This is a genomic window from Pseudomonas sp. FW305-7 (assembly GCF_058786735.1).
This window is the reverse complement of sequence record NZ_JBYSZA010000013.1, coordinates 1-23,168: the sequence shown is the minus strand read 5'-3', so window position 1 is coordinate 23,168 and position 23,168 is coordinate 1. Positions and strand designations below refer to the sequence as shown.

The window sequence follows — 23,168 nt, the reverse complement described above, 5'->3', positions numbered from 1 at the left end:
CGGGGCCTACCCCAAGGAGCAGGATCATGGCATTGAATAATATTGGCGGGCTGCTGGAAAAGCGTCGTTCGGCGCTGCTGGAATACTGCATCGGCAAAGCAGGCAGTGAGAAATACACTTTTCTGAAAACACCGGCCGATCTGTTCGAACTGCTGCGCATGGATCCGCTGGACAGCTATCAGGTGCAGAGTTCCCGGGTGGCCGAAGCGATCAGCTGTACGCAGCAATTCATTCATGCGGCGTATCGCAAGCTTGAGCCGGGCCTTGATTCGCACGAGTTCGACCCGGACGATCTTGCCGCGTGGGCGCTCTACAGCAACTACCCCGATTGGGCCGCGGTGCAGCTGATTTCGTGCTACCCGGAAAACTTCATCAACCCTTTTGTGCGTCAACGCAAGACCAGCCTGTTCAAGAACCTGGAAAACAACCTCAATCAGGCGCGTCTGAACAACGATTCCGTGCAGACCGCGCTGCAAGAGTATCTGCAAGCCTTCGAGCAGACCTGCGACCTTGAGGTGATCAGTTGCTACATGGACGGCACGACGCCTGCCAACGCCAAATACTATTTTGTCGGGCGTCAACGGGTGCAGCCTTTTCAGTACTTCTGGCGCTCGGCGGATATTGAACTCGGCCCTGACAGTGTGGCGGTCAATCCGGCTGCGTGGAGCGAATGGCAAGCCATTGAAGTTCCCATCGCTGACAAGGTGCCGAACATCCGCCCGGTGGTCTGGAATGGCCGCTTGTGTCTGGTCTGGACTGAATGGCAAGACAAGGTTGCCGGCCAGGAGACGGGTGAGTACATCCCCAACAAACTGACCGTCAAGCTGGCGCTCATGATGCAAAACGGCCAGTGGCTGGCACCGCTGACGGTGTCTATCAAGGACCTTGAGCATGAGCTTCCGCCGGGCACCCGGTTGATCGCGAGCGTGCAAGTCGACACTCTTCACCCCAAGGGCAAGCTGGGCATTCTGGTGTCGGGCAAGGCTACGGCTGGAGACCCATTGAGGGTACATGCGGTCTACGACGTGCTGATGCGCCCCGTACAGCGCGATTCCGGGTTCTGGCTGGATGCAGCACTCGACCGGTTTGTCAGCAATGAAACGGTTCAACATCCATTGCTCCCTGAGGTGACGGTTGTTCCCCATCCAGCAGAGGGGGTAATAGCGCCGTATCTGGAACTGGACGTCACGGCGTTGCGGGTAGGGGACAAGGATAAGCTGACGGTCAAAGGTTATTGCTGGCCCACGGGACATCGCGGTACCGCAGACATACGTCTGGGATTGGCTTTTGACGATGAAAACGTGGTTGAGGCCAAAAACCTGTCTCTCGCGGGTGACTGGAACATCGGACCTTGGGTAGGCGAGCGAGATAAAGGCTCATGGCCCAATCCGACTATATTCTCACTGGGCCCCGTAATAACTTCACCGGAGACGCAAAGAAGTCTGTTTGACCTGACGATTGTCAACCTTACGGATTTCGTCCCGCCCAGCCTGGTGAAAAACACCGTTGATGCCGCACAGTTTCTGTCTTTCAACCAGACTGGACTGGCGTTGAAATACACCCGGCTCAATTCGTTGTTTGGCCCCGAGCTGGTGCAGCGCTCCAACTATTCCGTGGCGAGTGTGCTGGACTGGGACACTCAGTTCATCCCGGAGCCGCCGCCGACCGGCCAAGTGATCAATGAGCCCAGTGGTGCCTTCAACGGTGCCAACGGTCTGTTCTTCTGGGAGATCTTTTTCCACCTGCCACATTTGATGGCCACACGCCTGCGCGACGAAGAGCGCTTCCCGGAGGCACAGAACTGGCTGCATTACCTGTTCGATCCGCAGGCACCTGCTGATCCACCCACCCCGCCTCTGCCCAATCCCAAGCCGAAGTACTGGCGCTGCCGGCCCCTGAATATCGTCAAGGAACCGGGCGACCCTGGTTGTGAAACGCAAAACCCCACGGACCCGGATGCCATCGGTTACGCGGCGCCCGCGCACTTCCAGATCCTGGTGTTCACCGACTACGTGAAAAACCTGATGGCGTGGGGCGACTGGTATTACCGACAGCTGACCCGTGACAGCCTGGTGGCCGCCAAGCTGTGCTACGTCCAGGCCGGGTTTTTGATGGGCAAGGCACCTACGGCCAACACCGGTACACGCTGGCAACCCGAGAAGGTTCAAGACCTTCTGGAAAAAAGCAGCACCCGACCGAAGCTCGAACAGTTTGAGAAGAACCTGAAGTTCAGCCTGGCGGATTTCCCGGTCGCCTCCGACGCCGCGCCAATGCTGGGGCTGCTGGCGTGCGGGCCGTTTGAAATTCCGATCAATCAGTCGTTGCTCGACTTGTTTGCAGCGCCGGATCAACGCCTGCATAACCTGCGCAACAATCTCACCCTCGACGGCAAACCGCTGGACATTCCGCTGTTCAGCCCGCCTACGGACCCCAATCAATTGCTGCGTGACCTGGCTTCCGGTGGCGTGGCCGGGCCGAGGCCGATGGGCGGGCGGCTGGTGATCAATGCTTTCCGCTGGCGAGTGATGTTCGAGGTCGCGTTGCGCGCGGTGCAAGCGTTGCAGGATAACGGCACTCAGGTGCTGAGCCTGCTTGAACGGCGCGATCGTGCCGAGCAGGAAGAGTTGCAGCAAAACCATATGGTGGAACTGGGCAGCTACGCCGAGACGGTGCAGGAGCAGTCCATCGCTCAGTTGGAAGCGAGTGTGACGGCGTTGCGGCAAAGCCGTTCGGTGGCGCAGGAACGCGCCGATGCTTACGCAAAACGCTATGACGAAAACGTTTCGACGATTGAATATCAGGTCATGGACAGCCTGCATCAGTCCAAGGTGTTCTCCCTGGTGGCCAGGTCGATCAAACCGGCGGGTGCGGTGCTGGCCTCGTTGCCGAATATTTTGGGCTTTTCCAACGGCGGGCATCGGCTCGAGAAACTGGCGGACGCGGTGATATTCGGTCTGGAAATCGCCTCGTCACTGCAGCAAATCGATGCCGACCGACAGAGCACCACGGAAGGTTACCGTCGTCGCCGCAGTGACTGGGCGTTGCAACGTGATCAGGCGCTGGCTGAGGTGCGGGCCATGGATGCGCAGATCGCTGCGCAGAATCACGCGGTCACCGCTGCCCGGTCCAATCTGGCGCAAACCCTCAGGGCCAATACTCAGGCGCTGGCGGTTTACAACTACCTGAAAAAACGTGCGAGCAATGCCGAGTTGTTCGGCTGGATGCTCGGCCAGCTCAAGGCATTGCACTATCAGGCCTACGATGCGGTGATCAGCCTGTGCCTCAGTGCCCAGGCTTCGCTGGCCGCCGAAACCGGTGATTACGATGCGCAGATCGCGTTGCCGCAGGTCTGGCTCGACCACCGTCATGGCCTGACCGCCGGTGATCAATTACGTGGGCATCTGCTACGGCTGGAACGTGAATACCTGCAACGCCACGAACGCCGGCTGGAACTGGTGAAAACCATCTCTCTGCGGCAGTTGTTCGACGACAAGGTTGAAGGTCAGGTCGGGATCGATAGTTGGGCCGATGCACTGGATCAGTTGCAAAAGACCGGCACGCTGGAATTCAAACTGACCCAACTACTGTTTGATCGTGATCATCCGGGGCATTTCTGCCGGCAGATCAGTTCGGTGGAGGTCGATCTGCCGGTTTTGACCGGGCCGTTCGAGAATGTACGGGCGACCTTGCTCCAGATCAGCAGCATGACGGCGACCCGGCCCACCACACAATCGGTCGAGTACCTGCACAATCCCGGGCTCGGGGCGCCTTCGGATGTGGTGATCAACCTGCGCGCCGCTCAGCAGATTGCATTGTCGATCGGGCTGGCCGACAACGGCCTGACGGCCATGAAACCCGATGAAGGCCTGCTTAACCCGTTCGAAAACACCGGCGCGATCTCCAGTTGGAAATTGTCTTTCCCGTGGTTCAAAAAGCCGCAGCAAACCGCGCTGCTTGAATCGATGACCGACTGCATCCTGCGCATCCGCTATACCGCCAAGGCTGGCGAACCGCCGTTTGTGCAAAAGGTTGAAGACCTGGTCACCCAGGCTGAAAACGCCAGGCTGAACCAGCAGGTCGAAGGAGTGGGCAGTCATGAGTGAGCCGGTCATCCAGGCGAAAGAAAGCCTGCTGCGCAATGGTGATTTCAACGATCTGCTTAACCACTGGATTGACAAAGGGAAAGTGGGAATACAGAAGGAGTTGTATGAGAATTTTTTAATCCCTTTTATGAATGTCGGCGTCGGCGCCTCGGCTAAACAGGATGTAATCGCCCCTAAAAAAGCCGACGCGAGCGCCAGTTACGAATTGACGTTTCTCTGCGAGCTGCGCCCTGGAGTTGAGTGGTCGGGCGATTCAGGCTGGTTGTGCATTCTTGGCGGTAGCGAAGTGTTGATGAGCATTGAACTCAAGGCCGGCGATTCACGCAGCCTTGAGCAAGATCAAGCTCGCCTGGCGGCAGGGCAGCCGCTGGAGTTCAAACCGATCCGCTATCGGGAGTCATTGGATCAACTGGGCTTCGATATTGACGACACACTGACTTTCGAAGTTCGCGGGGTACCGAATAATCCATCAGACAGGCGCTCGTCCGTGCTTATCACCCGGATCGACCTGCAACTGAAACTGGAGCCACTGAAACTCCAGACTATGCGCCTGGATGAGCAAGACCTGGCGCCGGATCGCACGTTGTACCTGTGTCTGGGCGCAACCCTGGGCAACGGGATGGATGACCCGCTCGACATGCAGCACTATCTGTCGTTTGAACCGGGCGATGGCAATGCCTGGCAGGGCACAAAGATGGCCTTGACCAGTCCCGGCAATCCGATGGAAGCGGTCAAGGCCGCGCCGGATTGGGGCGTCGATCAGGCGCTGACATTGCCATGGTCGCTCGACTGCCCGTGGATGGCGGAAGACAAGACCTACGAGTTCTCGATCATCCTGTTCAACCAGTATGACGCTGAGCCTTATCCGATTGACGTGTCGTTGGGGCATCACCGTCTGGCGTTTGGCGACGAGCAGAAAGCGACCTTTTACCCCGTTCTTGAATATGCGCAGAGTGTGCGGCTGGGTGTGCAGGTCGTTTCCCATTACACCAGACAGGCGCTGGATGGCCGGACGGTGAACTGGACGAGTGCCGGGCAAGGTGTGATTGGCGCGGGTGTCACTGATGAGCAAGGCTGGGTTTTCTTTGATTTCGAGCCGAAGACGGCGGGTGATGTTGTCATCACGGCTTCGGTCGACAGCCCTTATTACGCTTCAGGCAAAGTGACGTGCGATTTTGCCGTGAAGGTGTTGGCGACCGATCCGTGGAAGGCTCTGCGGGCCGTTGTCGGAACGCAAGAAACAGCATGGGAGGCGACTGGCTACCCCAATCGGGGCAGCAACCATCCCGTCATCGTGCGCTTGCCGGCCGATAGTCCCTTGCGGGGAACGGAGTTTTCGCTGCACTGGAGCGGTGTCGGGCATGAGCAGCTGGGGGTCACGGTCAATCCGCCGCTCGAGGACCCGCTGCCATTCGACGGGGGCGATGTGCTCTGGACGCTGACCAGCGAGGATCGGCTCGACGGTCGTTTCGAACTGACCCTGCAGTGCTCGAAACTGTTGCTGCCATCACCGGGCAAACCCATGTCGCTGGCGCGCAATCGGCTCCGGGTGGGTGAGGTCCGTGAGGCCAACAAATTTCCGATAGTCGATGAAGAGGAAAGCGTGCTGCTGCGGGTGCAGGCGGTCCATTATCTGACCGCAGGCGATGGTGATCCCGTCAGCAATGCGCTGGTCGAATGGGTGACCCCCGACGGCGACGCTGTGTATGACGTGACGGGTGCGGGCGGTTGGACCAGTTTGCTGTATACGCCCAAAAGCACAGGGGACAAGACCGTCACGGCCTATCTCAAGGCGCACCCGGACGATACAGCTGTGCAACAGGATTTTACGGTCAAACCCGTTGCCACGAGCCCATGGAAAGATGAAGTCGAAATCCGCTTGGACGCAGTAAAGGTGGAGAGTCCGCTGGGGATGCTCTGTCGACGTGGGCAGACCCATACGCTAACAGTCGTGCCGAAGGCTGGCAGTGCCTGGATCGGACGCAACATCAGCCTGCATTGGCGCGGAAACGATCCGGCCATTGGATTAACGCCCGAAGACCTGACAACGCCGAAAGCTCTGCTGGCGGGAGGGGTGGAGTGGAAACTCGTCTCGAACAAAGACGACGGCATTAGCGGCTTGTTTGAATTGGAGCTGCGTCTGGCCGGCCTGGCCAGCGTGCGAGAACTGTCGGGACGCCTGCTGTCCGAGGATTTGACGGAAGAAGTGGCGCTGATGCTCGATCAGATTCGCGCGTCGCTGGATGCCCGAAACCTGTATCCGTGCCTGGGGGCTGTTCACCGTTTCAAGGTTTTACCCAATGCATTGAGCCCGCTGGTGGGGCTGGACGCATCACTGAAATGGTCGGGCGCTCCGGCCGACTCATTGGGGGCGACGGTTGAGCCCACGCTGGATCGCCCACAGGTGCTGAGCGACGGTGGCGCGAATTGGACGCTGGACTTTACCGCCAGTACGGCGCCTGGCGAGTTTGCCCTGAGCCTGGCGTTACCGCAGCTTAAATTCGAGGCGATCGCCAAGCCGATGACGCTGGCCCATAACCGGGTCAGGATCGAGACATGGCGGGGAGCGGCGGTCGATCCGGTCATTGGCCAGGTGCCTGCCTGGATGTGGGTTCAGGTGTATTCGCATTACACCCAACGTCCCGTGGATCAGGCGCCGGTGACCTGGACCGGCGACACCGGCCCACGCGATATCCAGACCACTGTCGATGGCTGGAGCGGTTTCGACTTTGCGCCGAAAACCGCGGGTGAGCAGCGGGTCACAGCGACTGTCATCAGTCGCTATGACGATTACCCGGATACTCGGCCGATGATGGTTAAAGCACTGGCAAGTGATCCGTGGGAGGGGGTGCTGGTCAGCTTCGACAGGCAGTCGCCCCAGCCCTTGGGCACACAGACCTTCTTCCCGCGGCGCAATACGCAGCACTGGCTGGATGTGACTGCGCCGGCTGGCAGTGTTCTGTTTGACAAGGAACTGACATTGGGCATGACCGGGACCGGTCCCGCGGAACTGGGCATTCGCTTTGAAGAGCCGAGGCTTGGGGAGCCCAGATTATTTCCTCAAGCCGGACAGACCTATTCCTTCAAGACCGGCGATTTGAAGGACGCAAGCTTTGGGTTGCGCTTCTCGTCCGCCCGGCTGGCCAGTTTGTCCCCGGTGAATGCGATGTCGCTGGGCCAGGGTGAACAGGCCTTAAAGATCGCCGAACGCCAGCGAGCCCATCAGACGTTGCTCTGGGGCACAGAGGTGTCGGAGCAGATCACTGTGATCTCGGCGATCAGCGGCCGACCGATGGTCGGGGTGACCGTGACCTGGCGCAGCCCGGATCTTGGCGTGAAGCAATCGACCAGCAATTTTTATGGGGTAGCGAAGATTGCTTTTGTGCCGACGACACCCGGGCCGCTTGAACTGACGGCGTCGGTGGGGGGAGAGCTGCATTCGGCCTCGGTGTCGTTGCCGTTTTTCCTCAATGAACCTCGGAAAATCGATTCACTGACCAGCCCGCAGCCAAGTGGACCAGAAGGCGCGTGGGTCTCAGCGACCGTTAACGTGGTGTCGGCCCTGACGGGTGAGCCATTGCAGGGTGTCGAGGTGGAATGGGAATACCCGGACCGAATACTTGATTCGACCTACACCGACGAGAACGGTAACGCCGGGGTGAGGTTCCGATTGGCCGGTATCAGACGTACCTGGCTGCAAGCAGCCGTGCGCGGCGGGTATGCGGGGTGGGATGTTCAATTTCTTGAATTTGAATTGGTGCCAGTAAATGAATAAGTCAATTGAAATAGATGATTCGTCCACGCCTGATTCTCTGACCTGGAAGAAGGAATTCAGACCCCTCATAAATGGCAAGCCAGTGCGCTGGGATGACCTGAGCGTGGTGTTGATGAAGGGAGAAAAGTGCACTCTGGCGCTGGAGTATGAATACAGCTACTACATCGGCGAGCCGGAAGGGTTTCTGGTTCTGGATTACAAACCGGGCGAAGAGGGGCAGAGGCTGGTTTCTGATCCACCGTTGGGGGTGGAGTGTGAGATGGCTGAGGGAAGCCTTTCCTTGAGCTGGACTATTTCTGCCGTAGAAGGCCCTGGCGGAGCCTTTGAACTGGTATTTACCCTTCCACGGGACCCTCAAGTATCGGAATCGCCGCCTGTGCCGGGGCGAGTAATTGAAAATTGGTCGGAAGGCTTCGTTCCCTGGGTTAACGGGCAGCGAGTCAGTTGGTCCGAGGTGAAGCTGGACTTGATGCAGGGAGAGACTTGCACGTTGGCGCTGAGCTATGAAGGCAGCTCTCTGATTGGTGATCCAGCCGGTTTTCTAGCGGTTGATTACATGTCGGGTGCAGAGGGGCAGGGGCTGGTGTTTGATCCGCCATTGGGGGTGGCGTGTGAAATGGCAGAAGGAACAACTTCCTTGAGTTGGACGATCACCAGCGAGCAGGCGCAAAGCGGTCCGTTTGCATTGCAGTTTGCGTTGCCAAAGTTAGCTGATGTACCAAAGTCTCCGTCATTGCCAGGAAGATTGATTGACAGCTGGCTGGAAGGGTTCTCACTGCTCGTGAACGGAAAGCAAGTCGAGTGGACTGACCTCAAGCTCGACTTAATGGCGGGAGAGACCATCAAGCTGGCGCTCGACTTTAAAGACAATTGGCTGATTGGTAATCCGGCTGGTTTTCTTGCACTCGAATACGCACCTGGAGCAGAAGGGCAGGGGCTGGTGTTTGATCCGCCATTGGGTACGGCTTGTGAAATGGCTGAAGGAACAAGCTCCTTGAGTTGGACGATTGCCAGCGAGCAGGGGCAAAGCGGTTCATTTGAATTGCAGTTTGCTCTGCCTGAATTTGCCACGATGCTGAAGTCACCCTCTTTGCCGGGGAGAAAAATATATCTACAGCAAGAGCTAGAGCTTATGTTCGACGCGTTTTCCTTGAACTTTGGACGCGATGCCTATCCCTGTCACGGTGCGGTCCATAAAGTATCTGTGCGGCTAAAGCCGGACAGCCCACTATCAGGCAGGCGCGTGATTTTGGAATGGGAGGGTGAAAGCGCCGAGGATCTCGGCGTGGTGGTGACCCCCGCGCTGGAGTTGGAGCAGACACTTGATGGGGAATGGCTGACTTGGGAGCTGGATTTTAAACGAAGCACCAAAAACTCAGACTTTTCATTGAAGCTGAGTACCGGCGAGCATCAAGGGGTCACTTTGCCGCTAGCCATGTCGTTGGGGCATAACCTGGTAACGACTGAGCGCTGGCACAGGACAATTGAAATGGGGTGGGGGGCTATATGGACTTTCTACGGAATTCGTGCGACTTCCAGCTACTTGAAACAGCCGGCCCCCCTTGTTGAGGTCACTGTTAAGAGAACCGGTCTCCCACCCGTGTATCAATCCACATCAGATAAAGGCGAAGTAGAGGTACTCTCCATGGACGACATTATTTACGGAGTTGGTATTCTGAATCGATACGACAGAAGTTACGTCTAGCCATCGTTTGGCTCTGATTTATCGATAACGCCTCCTTGAACGAGGCGTTTTTTGTCAGTCACAAACCTCCACCCTTCTTCAGCGCCAGATACCGCGTCACCAGTTCGGCCCCCAATTCTGCGGGCCGAACATCCATCACCGGAACACCGTGGGCGACAATTCGCTCATGCAGTTCCGTGCGTTCATTGAGGTAGTTGACTGTCCCGCAATAGGCCAGCGCTTCCGGCAAGGTCTGCACCGGCACTTGGCGCAAGGTGTCGAGTGTTGTTTCGCGCAGGCTCGCCACCAGCACTCGGTGTTGCTGGCTCAGACGTTTGACGGCACCGAGCAGTTCATCATCGTCCTCATCACGCAAATTGGTCACCAACACCACCAGCGCCCGGCGTTTTTGCCGGGCCAGTAACTGGTTGATGGCCGCTTGGTAATCGGCGGGGCGCTGGGTGCTGTCGAGGTCATACACCGTGTTGAGCAGCACGTTCAGTTGGCCGCTGCCCTTGACCGGGGCGAGGTGGCGCGGTTGATCACTGGCGAAGGTACTCAGTCCAACGGCATCGCCCTGGCGTAGCGCAACGTAGCTGAGCAGCAGGCAGGCATTGAGCGCATGGTCGAAGTGCGACAGCTCATCATCCTGACTGCGCATGCGTCGGCCGCAGTCGAGCAGGAAAATGATCTGTTGATCGCGCTCGTCCTGATACTCGCGGGCAATCGGCGTGCGTTGGCGGGCGGTGGCTTTCCAGTCGATCTGGCGCAGGCTGTCGCCTTCACGAAATTCGCGCAACTGATGAAACTCCAACCCTTGCCCGCGCCGTTGCCGCTGGCGCACGCCGAGCTGGCTGAGCCAGTTGTCCACCGCCAGCAGTTCACCGCCGTAGAGACGGGCGAAATCCGGGTAGACGCGGGTGCTGTCGATCACGTTGAGCAGGCGTTTACCTGACCATAACCCCAGCGGGCTCGGCAGGTTCACTTCGCAGTGTTCGAAGCTGAAGTGGCCGCGTTTGAGCGGGCGCACGCGGTAGCTGATCAGGCTGATCTGGCCGGGCTGCAATTCGACGTTCAGTGGCAGGTTTTCAAAGCTGAGGCCGTCCGGGACGTGGTCGAAAATCTGCAGGTTCAGTGGCGCGCTAAAGTCGTGTTCAACGGTTAGCTGCACCTCACCCCAGCGGCCAAGCGCGAGGCTGCCGGGCATCTGCCGTTTGATCCGCACCGTCGGCAGTCGCTTGAGGCGCAACGCATCGAGCGTCGCCAGCGCCAACAGTGCCAGCAGCAACCCCCAGTTGATTGAAAGCAGGCTCTCCGGGACATCGATTGCCAATGCCTGCAAGGTGCCCAGCACGAGGCCGATGCCGAGCAGGATGATCAGCCAGATCAGCAGCAGACGCGAAGGTTTCATGGCAACGCGATCCCCTGCAAGCGCTGCCGAAGGCTGCGATCTTTTGCGTTCACAGGCGCGGCACCGGAATCTGATCAAGCAACTGCTGCAGCACCTGATCGACTTGCAGGCCCTCAATATCCAGTTCCGGCGCAATGCGCACACGATGGCGCAACACCGCCAGCGCGCAGCCCTTGATGTCATCGGGAATCACGAATTCACCGCCGCGCAGCAAGGCCCGAGCGCGGGCGCAGCGCACCAGCGCAATCGAGGCCCGAGGCCCAGCGCCCAAGGTCAGGCCCGGCCAGGTGCGGGTGCTGCGCGCCAGGCGCACGGCGTAATCGAGCACCTGATCGTCCAGCGGCAAATCACTGGCGATACGCTGCAACGCCTGCACGTCCTTGGCTTGCAACACGGTGCGCAACGGCTGCACGTCGAGCATGTCGGCGCGGGTCGAACGGCTGACCTGGCGCACCATGTTCAGCTCCTGATCGGCATCGGGATAATCCATGCGCACCTTGAGCATGAAGCGATCGAGTTCGGCTTCCGGCAGTGGATACGTGCCTTCCTGCTCGATCGGGTTCTGCGTGGCGAGGACCATGAACGGCTGCGCAATCGGCAATGCGCGGCCTTCCAGCGTGACCTGACGTTCCTGCATCGCTTCGAGCAACGCGGCCTGGGTTTTTGCCGGGGCGCGGTTGATTTCGTCAGCCAGCAGCAGGTTGGTAAACAGCGGCCCTTTGCGCAGCTTGAACTGCTCGGTGTGCAGGTCGTACACGGCGTGGCCGGTGACGTCGCTGGGCATCAGGTCCGGGGTGAACTGAATACGTGCGAACTCGCCGCCGAAGCAACGTGCCAAGGCGCGCACCAGCAGGGTTTTGCCCAGTCCCGGAACACCCTCCAGCAACACATGGCCGCCGGCGATCAGCGCAGTCAGCACGTCGTCGATGACTGCGTCCTGGCCGATCACGGCTTTGTGCAATTCGTTGCGCACGGCCTGCGCCAGTTGACTGGCACGCTGGCGCTGCTGGGCGGCGTGGCTGGCGCTGCCGGGCTCGATCTGTTCAGTCATAGCGTGTTCCTCAAGGTTTGCAGGTGGGCGACCTGGCGGCAGAAATCGGCACTGGGCATCCGCCGCTTCGGCACCGGGCTCAAGGCCTGGCTGATGGCACGGGTCGGTTGCCGGGTCAGGCGCGACAACGCCAGCCATTGCTCGGCAACGTTCAATTGATCGAAGCCGGGATGGCGGCGTCGGGCGCGGCGCAACACGTCTTGTTGCAGAGCTTGCAACAGCGATTGCTGACCGTTGTGGCGCAGCATGAAATCGGCACTGGCGCGCAGGTGTTCCTGCAACTGGCGGCGACCACTCGGCGCGGGCGCCTGAAGTGGGCCATGGCGCACACTGGCCTGCCACAACCACAGGCCGATCAACGCGAGCAGGGCGACGATGGCTTGCGGGAAGTAGCGCCAGAGCAGCGTCAGCAGGCCATCGTGCTCGGTGTTGTAGATCAGCGTGACGTCGGTGTCGGCGCTCAGATACCAGAGCAGCCAGGCGTTGTCGTACTGGGCAATCGCCGTGGTTTTCCACAGTTCGGCGTCGGTGACCACGGTGATCGAGCCGAGGCTGTAGGGCAGTTGCATCATGTGCGTGGCCTTGGCGCTGTTGGCCCAGGCATGCGCAAGATTCTTTGGATCGTCGAGATGAAAGTCGGTATCGAAGCTGGCGTAAGCCGGGGCGTCTTCGTCTTCCAGATACAGCTTGGTCAGGGCGGGATACGGCTCATGGGGCAGGCCTTCGGGCGGGTCCTTCAAATCCTTGGTCAGGGCCTGATGCAGTTGCACTCGATCAAGCAGCAAATCGTTGCTTTGTCTGGTCTGCGGGTCCCACAGTGCTTCGGCGACGAACACCAGCCGCCCACCGGCCCGGGTCCAGTTCAACACTTGATCGACCTGACGCGGGGGCATCCGCGATCGGTCTTTGAACAGCAACAGTGTGTGCCCGCGCGGATCGATATCCGGCAGCACCGCGAGGCTTTCGGCATGGTCGACATGGATGCCGCGCTCACGCAGAAACATTTCTGCCGCCAGGTAGGGATTGGCCTGCGCGGCGGGTGAGGGGCCGTGATCGACTTCTTCCTGATAAGGCTTGGCGGCCATGAACAGATACACGCTCAACGCCGCCAGCAGCGCGAAGAGCAATCCGCCGAGCCACCACAGGCTGCGCCGATTCAACGCGAGACTCCGTGACCGAACAGGGCGCGCCAGCCATCGCACAGTTCCTGTTGCAGATGCGCCGCCGGTACGCGATGCCCGTAGGCCATGTTCTGCCAGTGCGCGGTCAAGGTGCGGCTGAAGGCGAGCAGTTCCGGTCGTTGAAGTTGTTCGACCCGCGCCAGTACCTGGTTTTCCGTGTCGGCGTCCTTGAGCGTCAGATCGAAGTCGTGGAGCAAATGGCTGAGCAGTCCTCGATAGAGCAGGCTCAGCGCGGCGCGTGGCTGACTCTGCCAGAGTTGTTCGGCGTGGGCGGCGATGTCCTCGGGCAGGGTTTCGCGGTTGAGGTCGAGACCAAAGGCCTGTTGCGGCACTGGTCTTTTCGCTCGCGCAGGCAGCGCCGGACGGCGGCTGACGAACGCTTGCAGAAACTCGCGATAGCGCCAGATCAACCAGCCGACGGCGGCAATTACTGCGCCCCACAGCACCACTTCGATGACGGTGGCTAAGGTATTGAATTGTCGGCCTTCGAGCCAGCCGAGCAGGGTTTTCAGCCATTGCGGCTCTTCACCCTCCTTGTCGGATTTGGCCGGAGTTGCCGGATCTTCGCCAAAGCGATAGCGAGTGACGGACTCCTTGTTTTTGAACGGCGGTTGTTCGAGCAAAGCCTTGATACTGTCGTGCGAGGCCTGGCTGGTCAGCGGCTGATTCAACAAGCGCGGCGTATCCGGGCTGCTGTCAGCTTCAGCGGCCCAGGCAGAAGGCACATTGGGCAGCAGCAGACACACCGCCAGCAGCACGCCGAGCACGCCGAGCACGCTGCTGTTCAACCGTTGGCGCAAGCGGCGGAACACCAGTTCGATGTCCCACGCCTCCAGTTGCGTGCGCCGGTTCAGATAGAGGCTGAAACCACAGGCCACGTAAATAGGTTCCCACACCACCAGCACCAGCGCATAGAACGCGTTAGTCAGGTGTTCCAGCCAACGCCAGTCCTGGTCTGCCGCGAGGATCAACGATTGCCAGTCCCAGTCCGTTTCGATCTGTTGCGGCAACAGCAGGTAGAACAGCACCATCAGGCCGATCCACAACGCCGTTTCCAGGTGCATGCCAATGATGGTCAGCCATTGCGCGGCGCCGGCATTGCGTTGCAACAGCACGTGCAGTCGCTGTTGCCGTGCACTGCCATCCAGGCCTTCAAGTTGCACCACAGGCATCAGGAAACTGCGGCTCAGACTCAGCCGGCGCCAGGTCAGGCTGGCCAGCAGTTGCGGTTTTAGCAGGCGTGGCCACTCGCGCAGGGCTTGCCTGAGTGTCGGGGTTTCACCGAACAAGGCTTTGGACAGGATGTACAGCGGCAGGCGTTCGTACGCCGGTTTCAGCCACCAGAAGATAAACAACGCCAGTGACGGCGAATCCCAGAACAACAGGCTGAGCAAGACGAACAGCGGCAGGGTGACGATCGCCCAACTGGTCATCAACAAGCGCCGGTGTTGCTGGCTCATGAGCACGCCCAGATCCATGGCTTCCCAGGCAGTGCGCGGACGGATCACCACCGTTGCGTCACTCAGGCGCATGACGGGACCTCCCGGCGAACAGCAAATAGCTCGCCACCAACGCCCACAGCGTGGCGCCGACCAGGTATTTGGTGAGTGGGGCGACGCTGGTTTTCGATGACCAATAAGCTTCGATAAACGCGGCGATCAACAGGAACAGCATGACCCCGCAAATCAGCAGTACGCTTTTGCGCGCGGCGCGTTTCAAGGCTTCGCCGCGGTTCAGGCGTCCCGGCGCGATCAATGCCCAGCCCAGTTCCAGGCCTGCCGCGCCGGCCAGCGCAATGGCCGTCAGTTCGAAGGCGCCGTGGGCAATCACGAATGACCAGAAGGTCTGACCGAAGCCGATTTCTGTCAGGTGCCCGGCTACCGCACCGATGACCAGACCGTTATAGAACAGGAAAAACGCACTGCCCACGCCCATCAGTAAACCGCTGGCGAAGGTCTGGAAGGCAATGCCGATGTTGTGCATCACGTAGTAACCGAACATCACCCAGTCTTCACTGGCGGCGCGATCGGCGGGGCGCCCGAGGTGGCCGGCCACCGGGTCGTACATGCCTTGCATTTCACGCACCTGATCGGCGGGGATCAGGTTGTAGACCAGCTCGGGAAACACATACACCAGCACACCGACGCCAATCAGGCTGCCGAAAAACAGCAGGCACGCCACCAGCACAAAAGGCCATTCGGCGCGCACCAGTCGCGGGAAGTCGGCGAGGATGAAGCTGAGCAGGTTGGCGCCCAATCGACTGCGATGCCGGTAAAGCTGCTGATGGCCGCGCAAGACCTGCTGTTGCAGGGAATCGATGAGGAAACTGCTGTAGCCGCGCTCCTGCGCCAGTGCCAGATGCTGGCAGAGGCGTCGATAGGCTTTGGGGAAACCGGCCACTTGCGAGGTTTCCTTGCCCTGTTCGAGGCGTTCAAGGGCCAGTGCAAAACGCTCCCATTCGGCCTTGTGACGATTTTCGAAAAGGCTTTGCTTCATGTTGGCCCCAGCAGGCCGCGGGCGATACCGTTGAGTTCAGCAACGGCCTTGGGCGCGGAAATATGCAGTGGCTGGGCCAGCAGCGCTGCCAGCTCGTTAACCCGTGCCGGCGTCAGTTCGGCCTGACGTTCGGCAAAGCCGAGCAGGGCGCGTTGCTCGCTGAGGGTGAGGGCAATCGGTGCGCGACGGGGTTCCGCGGCGGGTAATTGCGGGCGGCTGACTGGCTGTTCGCTATAGACCACCAGCGTACCGGCGGCGATATCGCCCAGCCGTTTGAAAGTCGGGTGTTGCAGGCAACTGATGGCGCCGAGAAAGTAGCCGAACGGCAGCAGATCGACAAAGCGCAGCAGGTTGCGCAGCAACGACGCCGACCAGCCGATAGGCGTGCCGTCATCGTGCACCACGCGCAGGCCCATCCATTGTTTGCCCGGCGAGCGTCCCTGGCGCAGGACTTCGAACAGCACCATGTACCACCAACTGATCGCAAACAGCAGTAACGAGCCGAGGCCCATGCCGAGCTTGCCGAGGAACGCCAGCACAATGAACAGCGCACCCATGATCAGGCCGCGCAGACCCAGATCGATCGTGAAGGCCACGGCTCGTACCATCAGCCCGGCCGGGCGCAACGGCAAGTCGATGCCTTCCGGCGTTTCGACCTGATGCCGCGTATCCAGCGGCGGGGCCAGCGGTGCTTTCCTTGGCGCTGTGGGCTCGAGCATGGGCTACCTGATGTTCGCCTGTTCGGGGTGCAAGTGGGGTCGATGCTAGCAGCCTCTCGGGGGAAAACGACATAACTATGTATTGCACAGCATGTGGCGTCAGGTGTTTGAATGACGCGAGGCTGGCCGCGACTGCGGTTGAACGCCTAGACTTCGCCGATCTTCAGTTCAGGAACCGCCCGTGACTTCCATCTTCTGGTACGACTACGAAACCACTGGCATCAATCCCCGCAGCGACCGCCCGCTGCAGGTTGCAGGGATTCGCACCGACCACGACCTCAACGAAATCGATGAGCCGGTCAATCTCTATTGCCAGCCCAGCGAAGACATCCTGCCGCATCCGGCCGCTTGCGCCATCACGGGTATCACGCCGGGCCAGCTCGCTGAAAAGGGCTTGAGCGAAGCCGATTTCATGACCCGCGTCCACGCGCAACTGGCCGCGCCCGGCACTTGCGGTGCGGGTTACAACACCTTGCGTTTCGATGACGAGATGACGCGTTACAGCTTGTATCGCAACTTCTTCGACCCGTATGCCCGCGAATGGCAGGGCGGTAACAGTCGCTGGGATCTGATCGACGTGGTGCGTGCCGCCTATGCATTGCGCCCGGACGGTCTGGTCTGGCCGACCGATGACGAAGGGCGGGTAACGCTCAAGCTCGAACGCCTGACCGCCGCCAACAACATCGATCACGGGCATGCTCACGAAGCGTTGTCGGATGTGCGTGCGACCATTGCACTGGCGCGGTTGATCCGTGAGAAGCAGCCAAAGCTGTATGACTGGCTGTTCCAGTTGCGCAGCAAGCAAAAGGTCATGGACCAGATTCGCCTGTTGCAACCGCTGGTGCATATTTCCGGGCGCTTTTCGGCGGCACGCAGTTATGTCGGCGTGGTGTTGCCATTGGCCTGGCACCCGAAAAACCGTAACGCCTTGATTGTCTGCGACCTGCACCTGGATCCGCAGGGCCTGCTTGATCTGGATGCACAAACGCTGCGCCAGCGCCTCTACACCCGCCGCGACGACTTGCTCGAAGGTGAGTTGCCAGTGCCGCTCAAGCTGATTCATATCAACCGCTGTCCGGTGGTGGCGCCATTGTCGGTATTGCGTGCACCGGATCAGCAGAGACTGGGGCTGGACATGGCGCTTTATCAGGAGCGAACACTGCGACTAACTGACGCACAACAAGTTTGGAAAGATAAAGTTGCGGCCATTTATGCCAGCGAAGATTTCACCCCGAGCGAGGATCCGGAGCAACAGTTGTACGACGGATTTATCGGTGACCGCGACCGGCGTCTATGTGAGCAAGTGAGAAACGCCGATCCTGCGCAATTGGCGCAAGAGCAATGGCCTTTCGATGACGAACGTTTGCCTGAATTACTCTTTCGATATCGAGCGCGTAACTTTGCCGATACGTTGAGTTTTGAAGAGCAGGAACGCTGGCGAATATTTTGTCAGCAGCGTTTATCCGCGCCTGAATGGGGCGCACCGAATACCTTGCAATCTTTTACAGAGGCCGCAGAGCAATGGGCGCTTAGTGCGACACCGATGCAGAAAACCGTGCTTAATGAATGGCAGAATTATGTCCAGGCATTACGCAAACGTTTGAATCTTTGAAATCGAACATGCCGGGACTAAATCCCAGGCATAAAAAAACGCCAGCATTCGCTGGCGTTTCTTTTTTCGCGGATTGCTCTGCGAAGACGTTACGGCTTAGCCCAGCAGGGTAGCCCAGCCTTCAACCACGTCACCGCCCCACTTGGCTTTCCACTCTTTCAGAGTCTTGTGGTTGCCACCTTTGGTTTCGATGACTTCGCCGTTGTGCGGGTTTTTGTATTGTTTAACTTTGCGAGCACGCTTGGTGCCGGTAGTTTTTGCTACACCGCCGCGTGGAGCTTTGGTTTTCGATTCCGGGTCCAGCAGCGCGATGATGTCACGCAGGGACTTGGAGTATTCGCCCATCAGGGTGCGCAGTTTGCCTTCGAATTCCAGCTCGGTCTGCAGTTTGTCGTCTTGCGACAGGTTCTTCAAACGGGCTTGCAGCTCTTTGATAGCTTCTTCGGTGGCGCGATATTCGTTGATCAAGGACATGATTACTACCTTAGTAGAGTGCTGGATGGCAGGGGACAGTGCCGCAATAATAGTCAGGCTGTTTCATCAAGTAAACATTTAAGCGGACTTTTTATTTAAATTAGTTACGAGAATTAGCAGCCAATTGAATGTTCAGTTAAATAGTGTGATGCAGTCATCACAGATATTCACAGTGATCTGATCAGGCACTGCCACTGCACCGCCATCACGTTGACGTTTCAGTCCGTCAAAAAGCCTGCGGCCGGGGCGATGTCCACGCCGACGTTGATCAATACTGCAGTTTTGTTGCGCAGTCGCTAGAATGGCGGCCTTTGCGAAGTTCTGGAGTTTCCCCCTCATGCGCACTTTTCGGCTGGTGATTTCTTGCCCGGACCGCGTTGGCATCGTTGCCAAAGTCAGTAATTTTCTGGCAGCCCACAATGGCTGGATCACCGAAGCGAGCCACCACTCGGATAATCAGGTTGGCTGGTTCTTCATGCGTCACGAAATTCGTGCCGACTCGCTGCCATTCGGTATCGAAGTTCTGCGTGAGAAGTTTGCGCCGATTGCCGAAGAGTTCTCGATGGACTGGCGCATCACTGACACCGAGCAGAAAAAACGCGTAGTGCTGATGGCCAGCCGCGAGTCCCATTGCCTGGCCGACCTGCTGCATCGCTGGCATAGCGATGAGCTGGATTGCGAGATCTCCTGCGTGATTTCCAACCACGACGACCTGCGCAGCATGGTCGAGTGGCACGGCATTCCTTATTACCATGTCCCGGTCAATCCGCAGGACAAGCAACCGGCCTTCGATGAAGTGTCGCGCCTGGTCAAACAGCACGACGCCGAAGTGGTGGTGCTGGCGCGTTACATGCAAATCCTGCCGCCGGACATGTGCCGCGAATACGCGCACAAAGTCATCAACATTCACCACAGCTTCCTGCCGTCGTTCGTCGGCGCCAAGCCGTACCATCAGGCGTCCCTGCGAGGCGTGAAGCTGATCGGCGCGACCTGCCACTACGTGACCGAAGAGCTGGATGCCGGCCCGATCATCGAGCAGGACGTGGTCCGTGTCAGCCACAGCGACAGCATCGAAGACATGGTGCGTTTCGGGCGTGACGTCGAGAAGATGGTGCTGGCGCGCGGCCTGCGTTATCACCTCGAAGATCGTGTGCTGGTGCACGGCAACAAGACCGTGGTGTTCTGATCGAACCCTCGCGTGCTTGAAAATCGAAGGGCCTGGGCGTTCAATCGCTTCAGGCCCTTCGCCGTTTCAGACTTGAGGAAAAGCTCATGAGCGATCCACTCGACAAAGCCACATCCAAAGCACCCGCCACCTTGGGTGAAGGCTGTTTGAGTCGTTATGACCCCGAAGACATGAGCCCTGAGGACGGCACGGAGTTTCCGGGTGCTGCCGAGTTGTGGGAGCAGGTGAAACCGGAATCCGACGAAAGTACCGAGTCGAATTGAAAGACCGCCGTTCAATGTAGGCGCTGCCGAAGGCTGCGATCTTTCAGGCTTGACGCACCTTCATCAATTTCCTCAGCAACGGCCGCCCGAGCATCATCAAAAACACCGGCCCACCCACCACCAGATAGAAGTAGAACGTCACCACCCGCCAAATCAGAATCGCCGCTGCGGCGGTGGATTTGCCGACCATCGGCGCCAGCAGTGCCGCCGAAGTCAGTTCCGCCGCACCTGCGCCACCGGGCAACAGACTGAACTGCCCGGCGCCCAGCGAGACCATCTGCACCAGAAAGCTCCACGCCCACTGCAAATCCGCGCCCAATCCGCGTAGCGCCAGATACAGCACGCTGTAGCGCAGCAACCAGTGCACGCAGGTCAGGGCGAAGACTTTGCTCAGCGTCTGCCATGGCAGCTTCAGCGTATCGATGAACGCTGCGAGAAAGTGCAGCAGCTTGCGCGCCCAGCGGCGGCGGGTACTGGCCCGCACGTTGAGGCGGATCAGCAAGCGTCCGCTGAGGCGAATCAGTTGGCGGTGATAGCGCGCCAGCAATACGCAACTGCACAAGCCGCCGAACAGCGACACGGCGCTGACAATCAGCAACCCTTCCATGCGGTCGCTGAGGTGCTGGAACAGCGCGTAAATCAGAATCCCGCTGAGGGCGCAGAGAAAGAACAGCAAATCACTGAGCTGATCCATGGCAAACACCGCGCTGCCCCGGGCCGGGCGCACGCCGCTTCGGGCCAGCAGCGCCATGATCGTCAGCGGGCCGCCACTGCCGCCGGGTGTCGCGCAGTAGGCGAACTCGGCGGCCATCACTACGCCGAGGCTTTTTAGCGGGGTGACTTGATCCCGTTGATCGCCCAGCAGTAACCGCAAGCGCAGGGTATTGATGCCCCAGCACAGCAAAATCATGCCGAACATGATCAGTAGCCAGGGCAGCGGAAAGCTTTGCAGACGCGCCCAGATATCGCTGCCACCGAGCAGCAGCGGGATCAGTACGGCGGCGAGCAGGCCGACCAGCAAGACGATGCCGCGACTCATGCGGCGCGTCCCGGTTGACCGCGCTGTTGAGCGAGCCAGTTTGTTTTGGTCATTGGTACGCGTCCTTCATTCAGTAGCCTTTGCAGGGTGTTAAACCAGTAATCGCGGGAGAAGTTGTGGCGCATGTCCACCGGGTGCAAGCCTAGCCGAATCACCGGCGCCTGGTGCCAGCGCTGTTGACGCTGCTCGCTGAGGATTTTCGACAGGCCTCGACGCCAGGCGCTGCGGGCGCTCCAGACAAGTCCCGGGGCCTCGACCGGGCTAAAATCCGGCAAACGATAAAGATGTTGCGGATCGCTGGTGTAGTGCAGCGGCAGTTCGCGCAGCGCCTGGCGGGTGCCATCGCTCATCAGCCACGCCGGGGCGACGAAACCGTGCAGCGGCCAGTCGTAGCGCTGGAACACTTCGATGCCGGAACGCAGACGCGCGAGGGCGGCGCTATGGGGCAACTTATAAAACTCACCTTCATGGGTGTAAATCCGGCGCATGAACCAGTCCCGGGGCGAGGTCGGTGGCGGCCCGTCATCACTGTGAAAATAGCCGTGCAAAGCCAGTTCATCGTCACGGGCGACTCGCTCGCTGAGCATCCGGCAAAACGCGGGATGGGCGTCGAGGGCGTCGTGTCCATGAAAGTCCGGCACCACCAGCCAGGTCATGGGGATATGGCCCAGCGCATCGACGGCTTCGACAAAGGGGCGATAGTCCGCCCACGTCGATGGCGCCACATCGTGCAGGACCAGCAGGATCGCGGGACGCTCGCAGGCTTCAGCCATTGGCTACCCTCGGAGTCGAATCGCCGAGTACCGCGTGATAGTGACCGAGCAGGCTGTCGACCACTGCGTCCCAGGCGTAATGGCGCTCGACATACTGGCGCGCCTGTTGGCCGAGGACGCGGCTGCCGCGACTGAACAGCTCACGCACGGCATTGGCCATCGCTTGCGGATTGTTCGGCGTGCAGAGCAGGCCGCAGCTGTCGTTGACGATTTCGGTGAACGCGCCAGCCGCCACCGCGACCACGGGAATACCGCAGGCCATGGCCTCCAGGATTACCAGCCCGAAGGTTTCCTGATCGCCGGCATGTACCAGCGCATCGGCGCTGGCCATCAAACGGGCGACGGTCGTCGCCTTGCAGAACTCATCAATGACGCTGACGTTGTCCGGCACCACGGTGGGCATCGCCGAGCCGACCAGCAGCAGTTGATAGCGCGGGCCAAGGCGTTGCATGCACTTGAGCAGTACCGGCAGGTTTTTCTCTTTTGAGCCGCGTCCGGCGAAGATCAGCAGGCGTGTGTCTTCACCGATGCCCAACTCGGCGCGCAGCCCCGGATCGCGGGCGTTGGGGTGGAAGGTTTGCAAGTCAACGCCCAGCGGCTGCACGAAAACATTACGCACGCCGAGACCGGTGAGTTTGTCGGCCATCACCTGGCTGGGCGCCAGTACCCGGTCGAAGTTGCCGTAGAGCTTGGTGACATAGGCCTCGACGTTCGGCGTAAGCCAATGGCCCATACGATTACTGACCAGCAGCGGCAAGTCCGAGTGATAAAAACCGATCACCGGCACATCCAGCTGCCGCCGGGCATCCAGTGCCGCCCAAGCCGTGAGGTAAGGGTCGCCGACTTCGATCAGATCCGGCTGCAAATCCTGCAGGACGTTGCGCCAAGGGGCCAGTCGGACGGGGAAGCGGTAACCCTTGCCGAAGGGCAGGGCGGGAGCGGGAACCGTGTAAATGCCATCGTGTTCACCGAAATGCGCACCAGGGATCAGCAGGCTGTGGCGGATCCCTGCCTTGACGCCCAGCCGTCGGTGCTTGGCATCCAAATAAGTGCGTACGCCACCGCTGGCCGGGGCGTAGAACATGGTGATGTCGGCGATGTGCACGGTGATCGTCCCTCCGCTGCGTTGTTCTCCCTTGGTTGACCTTTATCCAGAATAGATGTTCGGTCGGGATTACGCGGTGGGCCCCTCACCCTAACCCTCTCCCGGGGGAGAGGGGACTGATCGAGTTGTTTTTTCGAGTTACGCCGACCTGAAATACCGAGCCGAACTCAGTTTTGAAAGGCTTGAAGATCGGCTCCCTTTCCCCCTCGCCCCCTGTGGGTGTATGTACCGGAGACATGGTGGACACATGTTCGGAGACATGGTGGACGGTTTTAGATCTTCTTACCTGCCGTAAC

General features: G+C 59.5%; 16 protein-coding genes. 6 read left to right on the top strand and 10 right to left on the bottom strand.

Going from position 1 to position 23,168, the window contains the following annotated elements; all coding sequences use genetic code 11:
- Window positions 1-26 precede the first annotated feature (26 nt).
- Genes AC3WMT_RS16730 through AC3WMT_RS16720 form a run of 3 tightly spaced genes read left to right on the top strand, consistent with a single transcriptional unit; the run spans window position 27 to window position 9,583 of the window.
- Window positions 27-4,103 carry a Tc toxin subunit A-related protein gene (locus AC3WMT_RS16730; RefSeq protein WP_103306431.1) on the top strand — a complete coding sequence of 1,359 codons (4,077 nt, stop codon included), beginning with the start codon at window positions 27-29 and terminating at the stop codon, window positions 4,101-4,103.
- Entirely contained in the window at window positions 4,096-7,878 is a 3,783-nt protein-coding gene (locus AC3WMT_RS16725; RefSeq protein WP_103306432.1) for a transthyretin-like family protein, read from the top strand. The genes AC3WMT_RS16730 and AC3WMT_RS16725 overlap by 8 nt, the downstream gene beginning before the upstream one ends.
- The gene (locus AC3WMT_RS16720; protein WP_103306433.1) at window positions 7,871-9,583 is read left to right on the top strand and encodes a hypothetical protein; all 1,713 of its coding nucleotides are present in this window, start codon (window positions 7,871-7,873) and stop codon (window positions 9,581-9,583) included. Before AC3WMT_RS16725 ends, AC3WMT_RS16720 begins: the two co-directional genes overlap by 8 nt.
- A 58-nt stretch (window positions 9,584-9,641) precedes the next feature.
- Here AC3WMT_RS16720 and AC3WMT_RS16715 read toward each other — a convergent pair whose 3' ends face one another.
- Genes AC3WMT_RS16715 through AC3WMT_RS16690 form a run of 6 tightly spaced genes read right to left on the bottom strand, consistent with a single transcriptional unit; the run spans window position 9,642 to window position 16,420 of the window.
- Window positions 9,642-10,973: a DUF58 domain-containing protein gene (locus AC3WMT_RS16715; RefSeq protein ID WP_103306434.1), complete on the bottom strand. Its 1,332-nt coding sequence runs from the start codon at window positions 10,971-10,973 to the stop codon at window positions 9,642-9,644.
- A gap of 49 nt (window positions 10,974-11,022) precedes the next feature.
- Window positions 11,023-12,024, bottom strand: coding sequence for an AAA family ATPase (locus AC3WMT_RS16710; RefSeq protein ID WP_103306435.1), 1,002 nt, complete (start codon window positions 12,022-12,024; stop codon window positions 11,023-11,025).
- Window positions 12,021-13,184: a DUF4350 domain-containing protein gene (locus AC3WMT_RS16705; RefSeq protein ID WP_103306436.1), complete on the bottom strand. Its 1,164-nt coding sequence runs from the start codon at window positions 13,182-13,184 to the stop codon at window positions 12,021-12,023. The genes AC3WMT_RS16710 and AC3WMT_RS16705 overlap by 4 nt, the downstream gene beginning before the upstream one ends.
- Window positions 13,181-14,737 carry a DUF4129 domain-containing protein gene (locus AC3WMT_RS16700; protein ID WP_103306437.1) on the bottom strand — a complete coding sequence of 519 codons (1,557 nt, stop codon included), beginning with the start codon at window positions 14,735-14,737 and terminating at the stop codon, window positions 13,181-13,183. Before AC3WMT_RS16700 ends, AC3WMT_RS16705 begins: the two co-directional genes overlap by 4 nt.
- The gene (locus AC3WMT_RS16695; RefSeq protein ID WP_103306438.1) at window positions 14,724-15,701 is read right to left on the bottom strand and encodes a stage II sporulation protein M; all 978 of its coding nucleotides are present in this window, start codon (window positions 15,699-15,701) and stop codon (window positions 14,724-14,726) included. Before AC3WMT_RS16695 ends, AC3WMT_RS16700 begins: the two co-directional genes overlap by 14 nt.
- Window positions 15,698-16,420, bottom strand: a complete 723-nt coding sequence (locus AC3WMT_RS16690; RefSeq protein WP_103306439.1) for an RDD family protein — start codon at window positions 16,418-16,420, stop codon at window positions 15,698-15,700. Before AC3WMT_RS16690 ends, AC3WMT_RS16695 begins: the two co-directional genes overlap by 4 nt.
- Before the next feature lie 181 nt (window positions 16,421-16,601).
- Between AC3WMT_RS16690 and sbcB the strand changes: the two genes are divergently transcribed.
- Window positions 16,602-18,032 (top strand): exodeoxyribonuclease I, encoded by a 1,431-nt coding sequence (sbcB, locus tag AC3WMT_RS16685; RefSeq protein ID WP_103306440.1) that lies wholly within the window; start codon window positions 16,602-16,604, stop codon window positions 18,030-18,032.
- A gap of 96 nt (window positions 18,033-18,128) precedes the next feature.
- Here sbcB and mvaT read toward each other — a convergent pair whose 3' ends face one another.
- Window positions 18,129-18,506 (bottom strand): histone-like nucleoid-structuring protein MvaT, encoded by a 378-nt coding sequence (gene mvaT, locus AC3WMT_RS16680; protein WP_103306441.1) that lies wholly within the window; start codon window positions 18,504-18,506, stop codon window positions 18,129-18,131.
- A gap of 337 nt (window positions 18,507-18,843) precedes the next feature.
- Here mvaT and purU point away from each other — a divergent pair, with 337 nt between their 5' ends.
- Window positions 18,844-19,692, top strand: a complete 849-nt coding sequence (gene purU, locus AC3WMT_RS16675) for a formyltetrahydrofolate deformylase (protein ID WP_007912774.1) — start codon at window positions 18,844-18,846, stop codon at window positions 19,690-19,692.
- Between the two features lie 86 nt (window positions 19,693-19,778).
- Entirely contained in the window at window positions 19,779-19,955 is a 177-nt protein-coding gene (locus AC3WMT_RS16670; RefSeq protein WP_177431453.1) for a hypothetical protein, read from the top strand.
- Between the two features lie 43 nt (window positions 19,956-19,998).
- Here the strand turns inward: AC3WMT_RS16670 and gpgF are convergent, their stop codons facing one another.
- From gpgF to gpgS, 3 genes are read right to left on the bottom strand one after another with little or no spacing between them, the layout of a single operon-like run.
- Window positions 19,999-20,994 carry a glucosaminyl phosphatidylglycerol flippase gene (gene gpgF, locus AC3WMT_RS16665; RefSeq protein WP_103306443.1) on the bottom strand — a complete coding sequence of 332 codons (996 nt, stop codon included), beginning with the start codon at window positions 20,992-20,994 and terminating at the stop codon, window positions 19,999-20,001.
- A complete protein-coding gene (gene gpgD / locus AC3WMT_RS16660; protein ID WP_103306444.1) occupies window positions 20,991-21,767 on the bottom strand; it encodes an N-acetylglucosaminyl phosphatidylglycerol deacetylase in 777 nt (258 codons plus the stop codon). Before gpgD ends, gpgF begins: the two co-directional genes overlap by 4 nt.
- Complete coding sequence (gene gpgS / locus AC3WMT_RS16655) at window positions 21,760-22,872, bottom strand: N-acetylglucosaminyl phosphatidylglycerol synthase (protein WP_103306445.1); 1,113 nt, start codon at window positions 22,870-22,872, stop codon at window positions 21,760-21,762. Before gpgS ends, gpgD begins: the two co-directional genes overlap by 8 nt.
- Window positions 22,873-23,168 lie beyond the last annotated feature (296 nt).

Bases quoted from the DNA above. Each gene is read 5' to 3' on its own strand.
- AC3WMT_RS16730 (WP_103306431.1), top strand. From the start codon at position 27: ATGGCATTGAATAATATTGGCGGGCTGCTGGAAAAGCGTCGTTCGGCG.
- AC3WMT_RS16725 (WP_103306432.1), top strand. From the start codon at position 4,096: ATGAGTGAGCCGGTCATCCAGGCGAAAGAAAGCCTGCTGCGCAATGGT.
- AC3WMT_RS16720 (WP_103306433.1), top strand. From the start codon at position 7,871: ATGAATAAGTCAATTGAAATAGATGATTCGTCCACGCCTGATTCTCTG.
- AC3WMT_RS16715 (WP_103306434.1), bottom strand. From the start codon at position 10,973: ATGAAACCTTCGCGTCTGCTGCTGATCTGGCTGATCATCCTGCTCGGC.
- AC3WMT_RS16710 (WP_103306435.1), bottom strand. From the start codon at position 12,024: ATGACTGAACAGATCGAGCCCGGCAGCGCCAGCCACGCCGCCCAGCAG.
- AC3WMT_RS16700 (WP_103306437.1), bottom strand. From the start codon at position 14,737: ATGCGCCTGAGTGACGCAACGGTGGTGATCCGTCCGCGCACTGCCTGG.
- AC3WMT_RS16695 (WP_103306438.1), bottom strand. From the start codon at position 15,701: ATGAAGCAAAGCCTTTTCGAAAATCGTCACAAGGCCGAATGGGAGCGT.
- AC3WMT_RS16690 (WP_103306439.1), bottom strand. From the start codon at position 16,420: ATGCTCGAGCCCACAGCGCCAAGGAAAGCACCGCTGGCCCCGCCGCTG.
- mvaT (WP_103306441.1), bottom strand. From the start codon at position 18,506: ATGTCCTTGATCAACGAATATCGCGCCACCGAAGAAGCTATCAAAGAG.
- purU (WP_007912774.1), top strand. From the start codon at position 18,844: ATGCGCACTTTTCGGCTGGTGATTTCTTGCCCGGACCGCGTTGGCATC.
- AC3WMT_RS16670 (WP_177431453.1), top strand. From the start codon at position 19,779: ATGAGCGATCCACTCGACAAAGCCACATCCAAAGCACCCGCCACCTTG.
- gpgF (WP_103306443.1), bottom strand. From the start codon at position 20,994: ATGAGTCGCGGCATCGTCTTGCTGGTCGGCCTGCTCGCCGCCGTACTG.
- gpgD (WP_103306444.1), bottom strand. From the start codon at position 21,767: ATGGCTGAAGCCTGCGAGCGTCCCGCGATCCTGCTGGTCCTGCACGAT.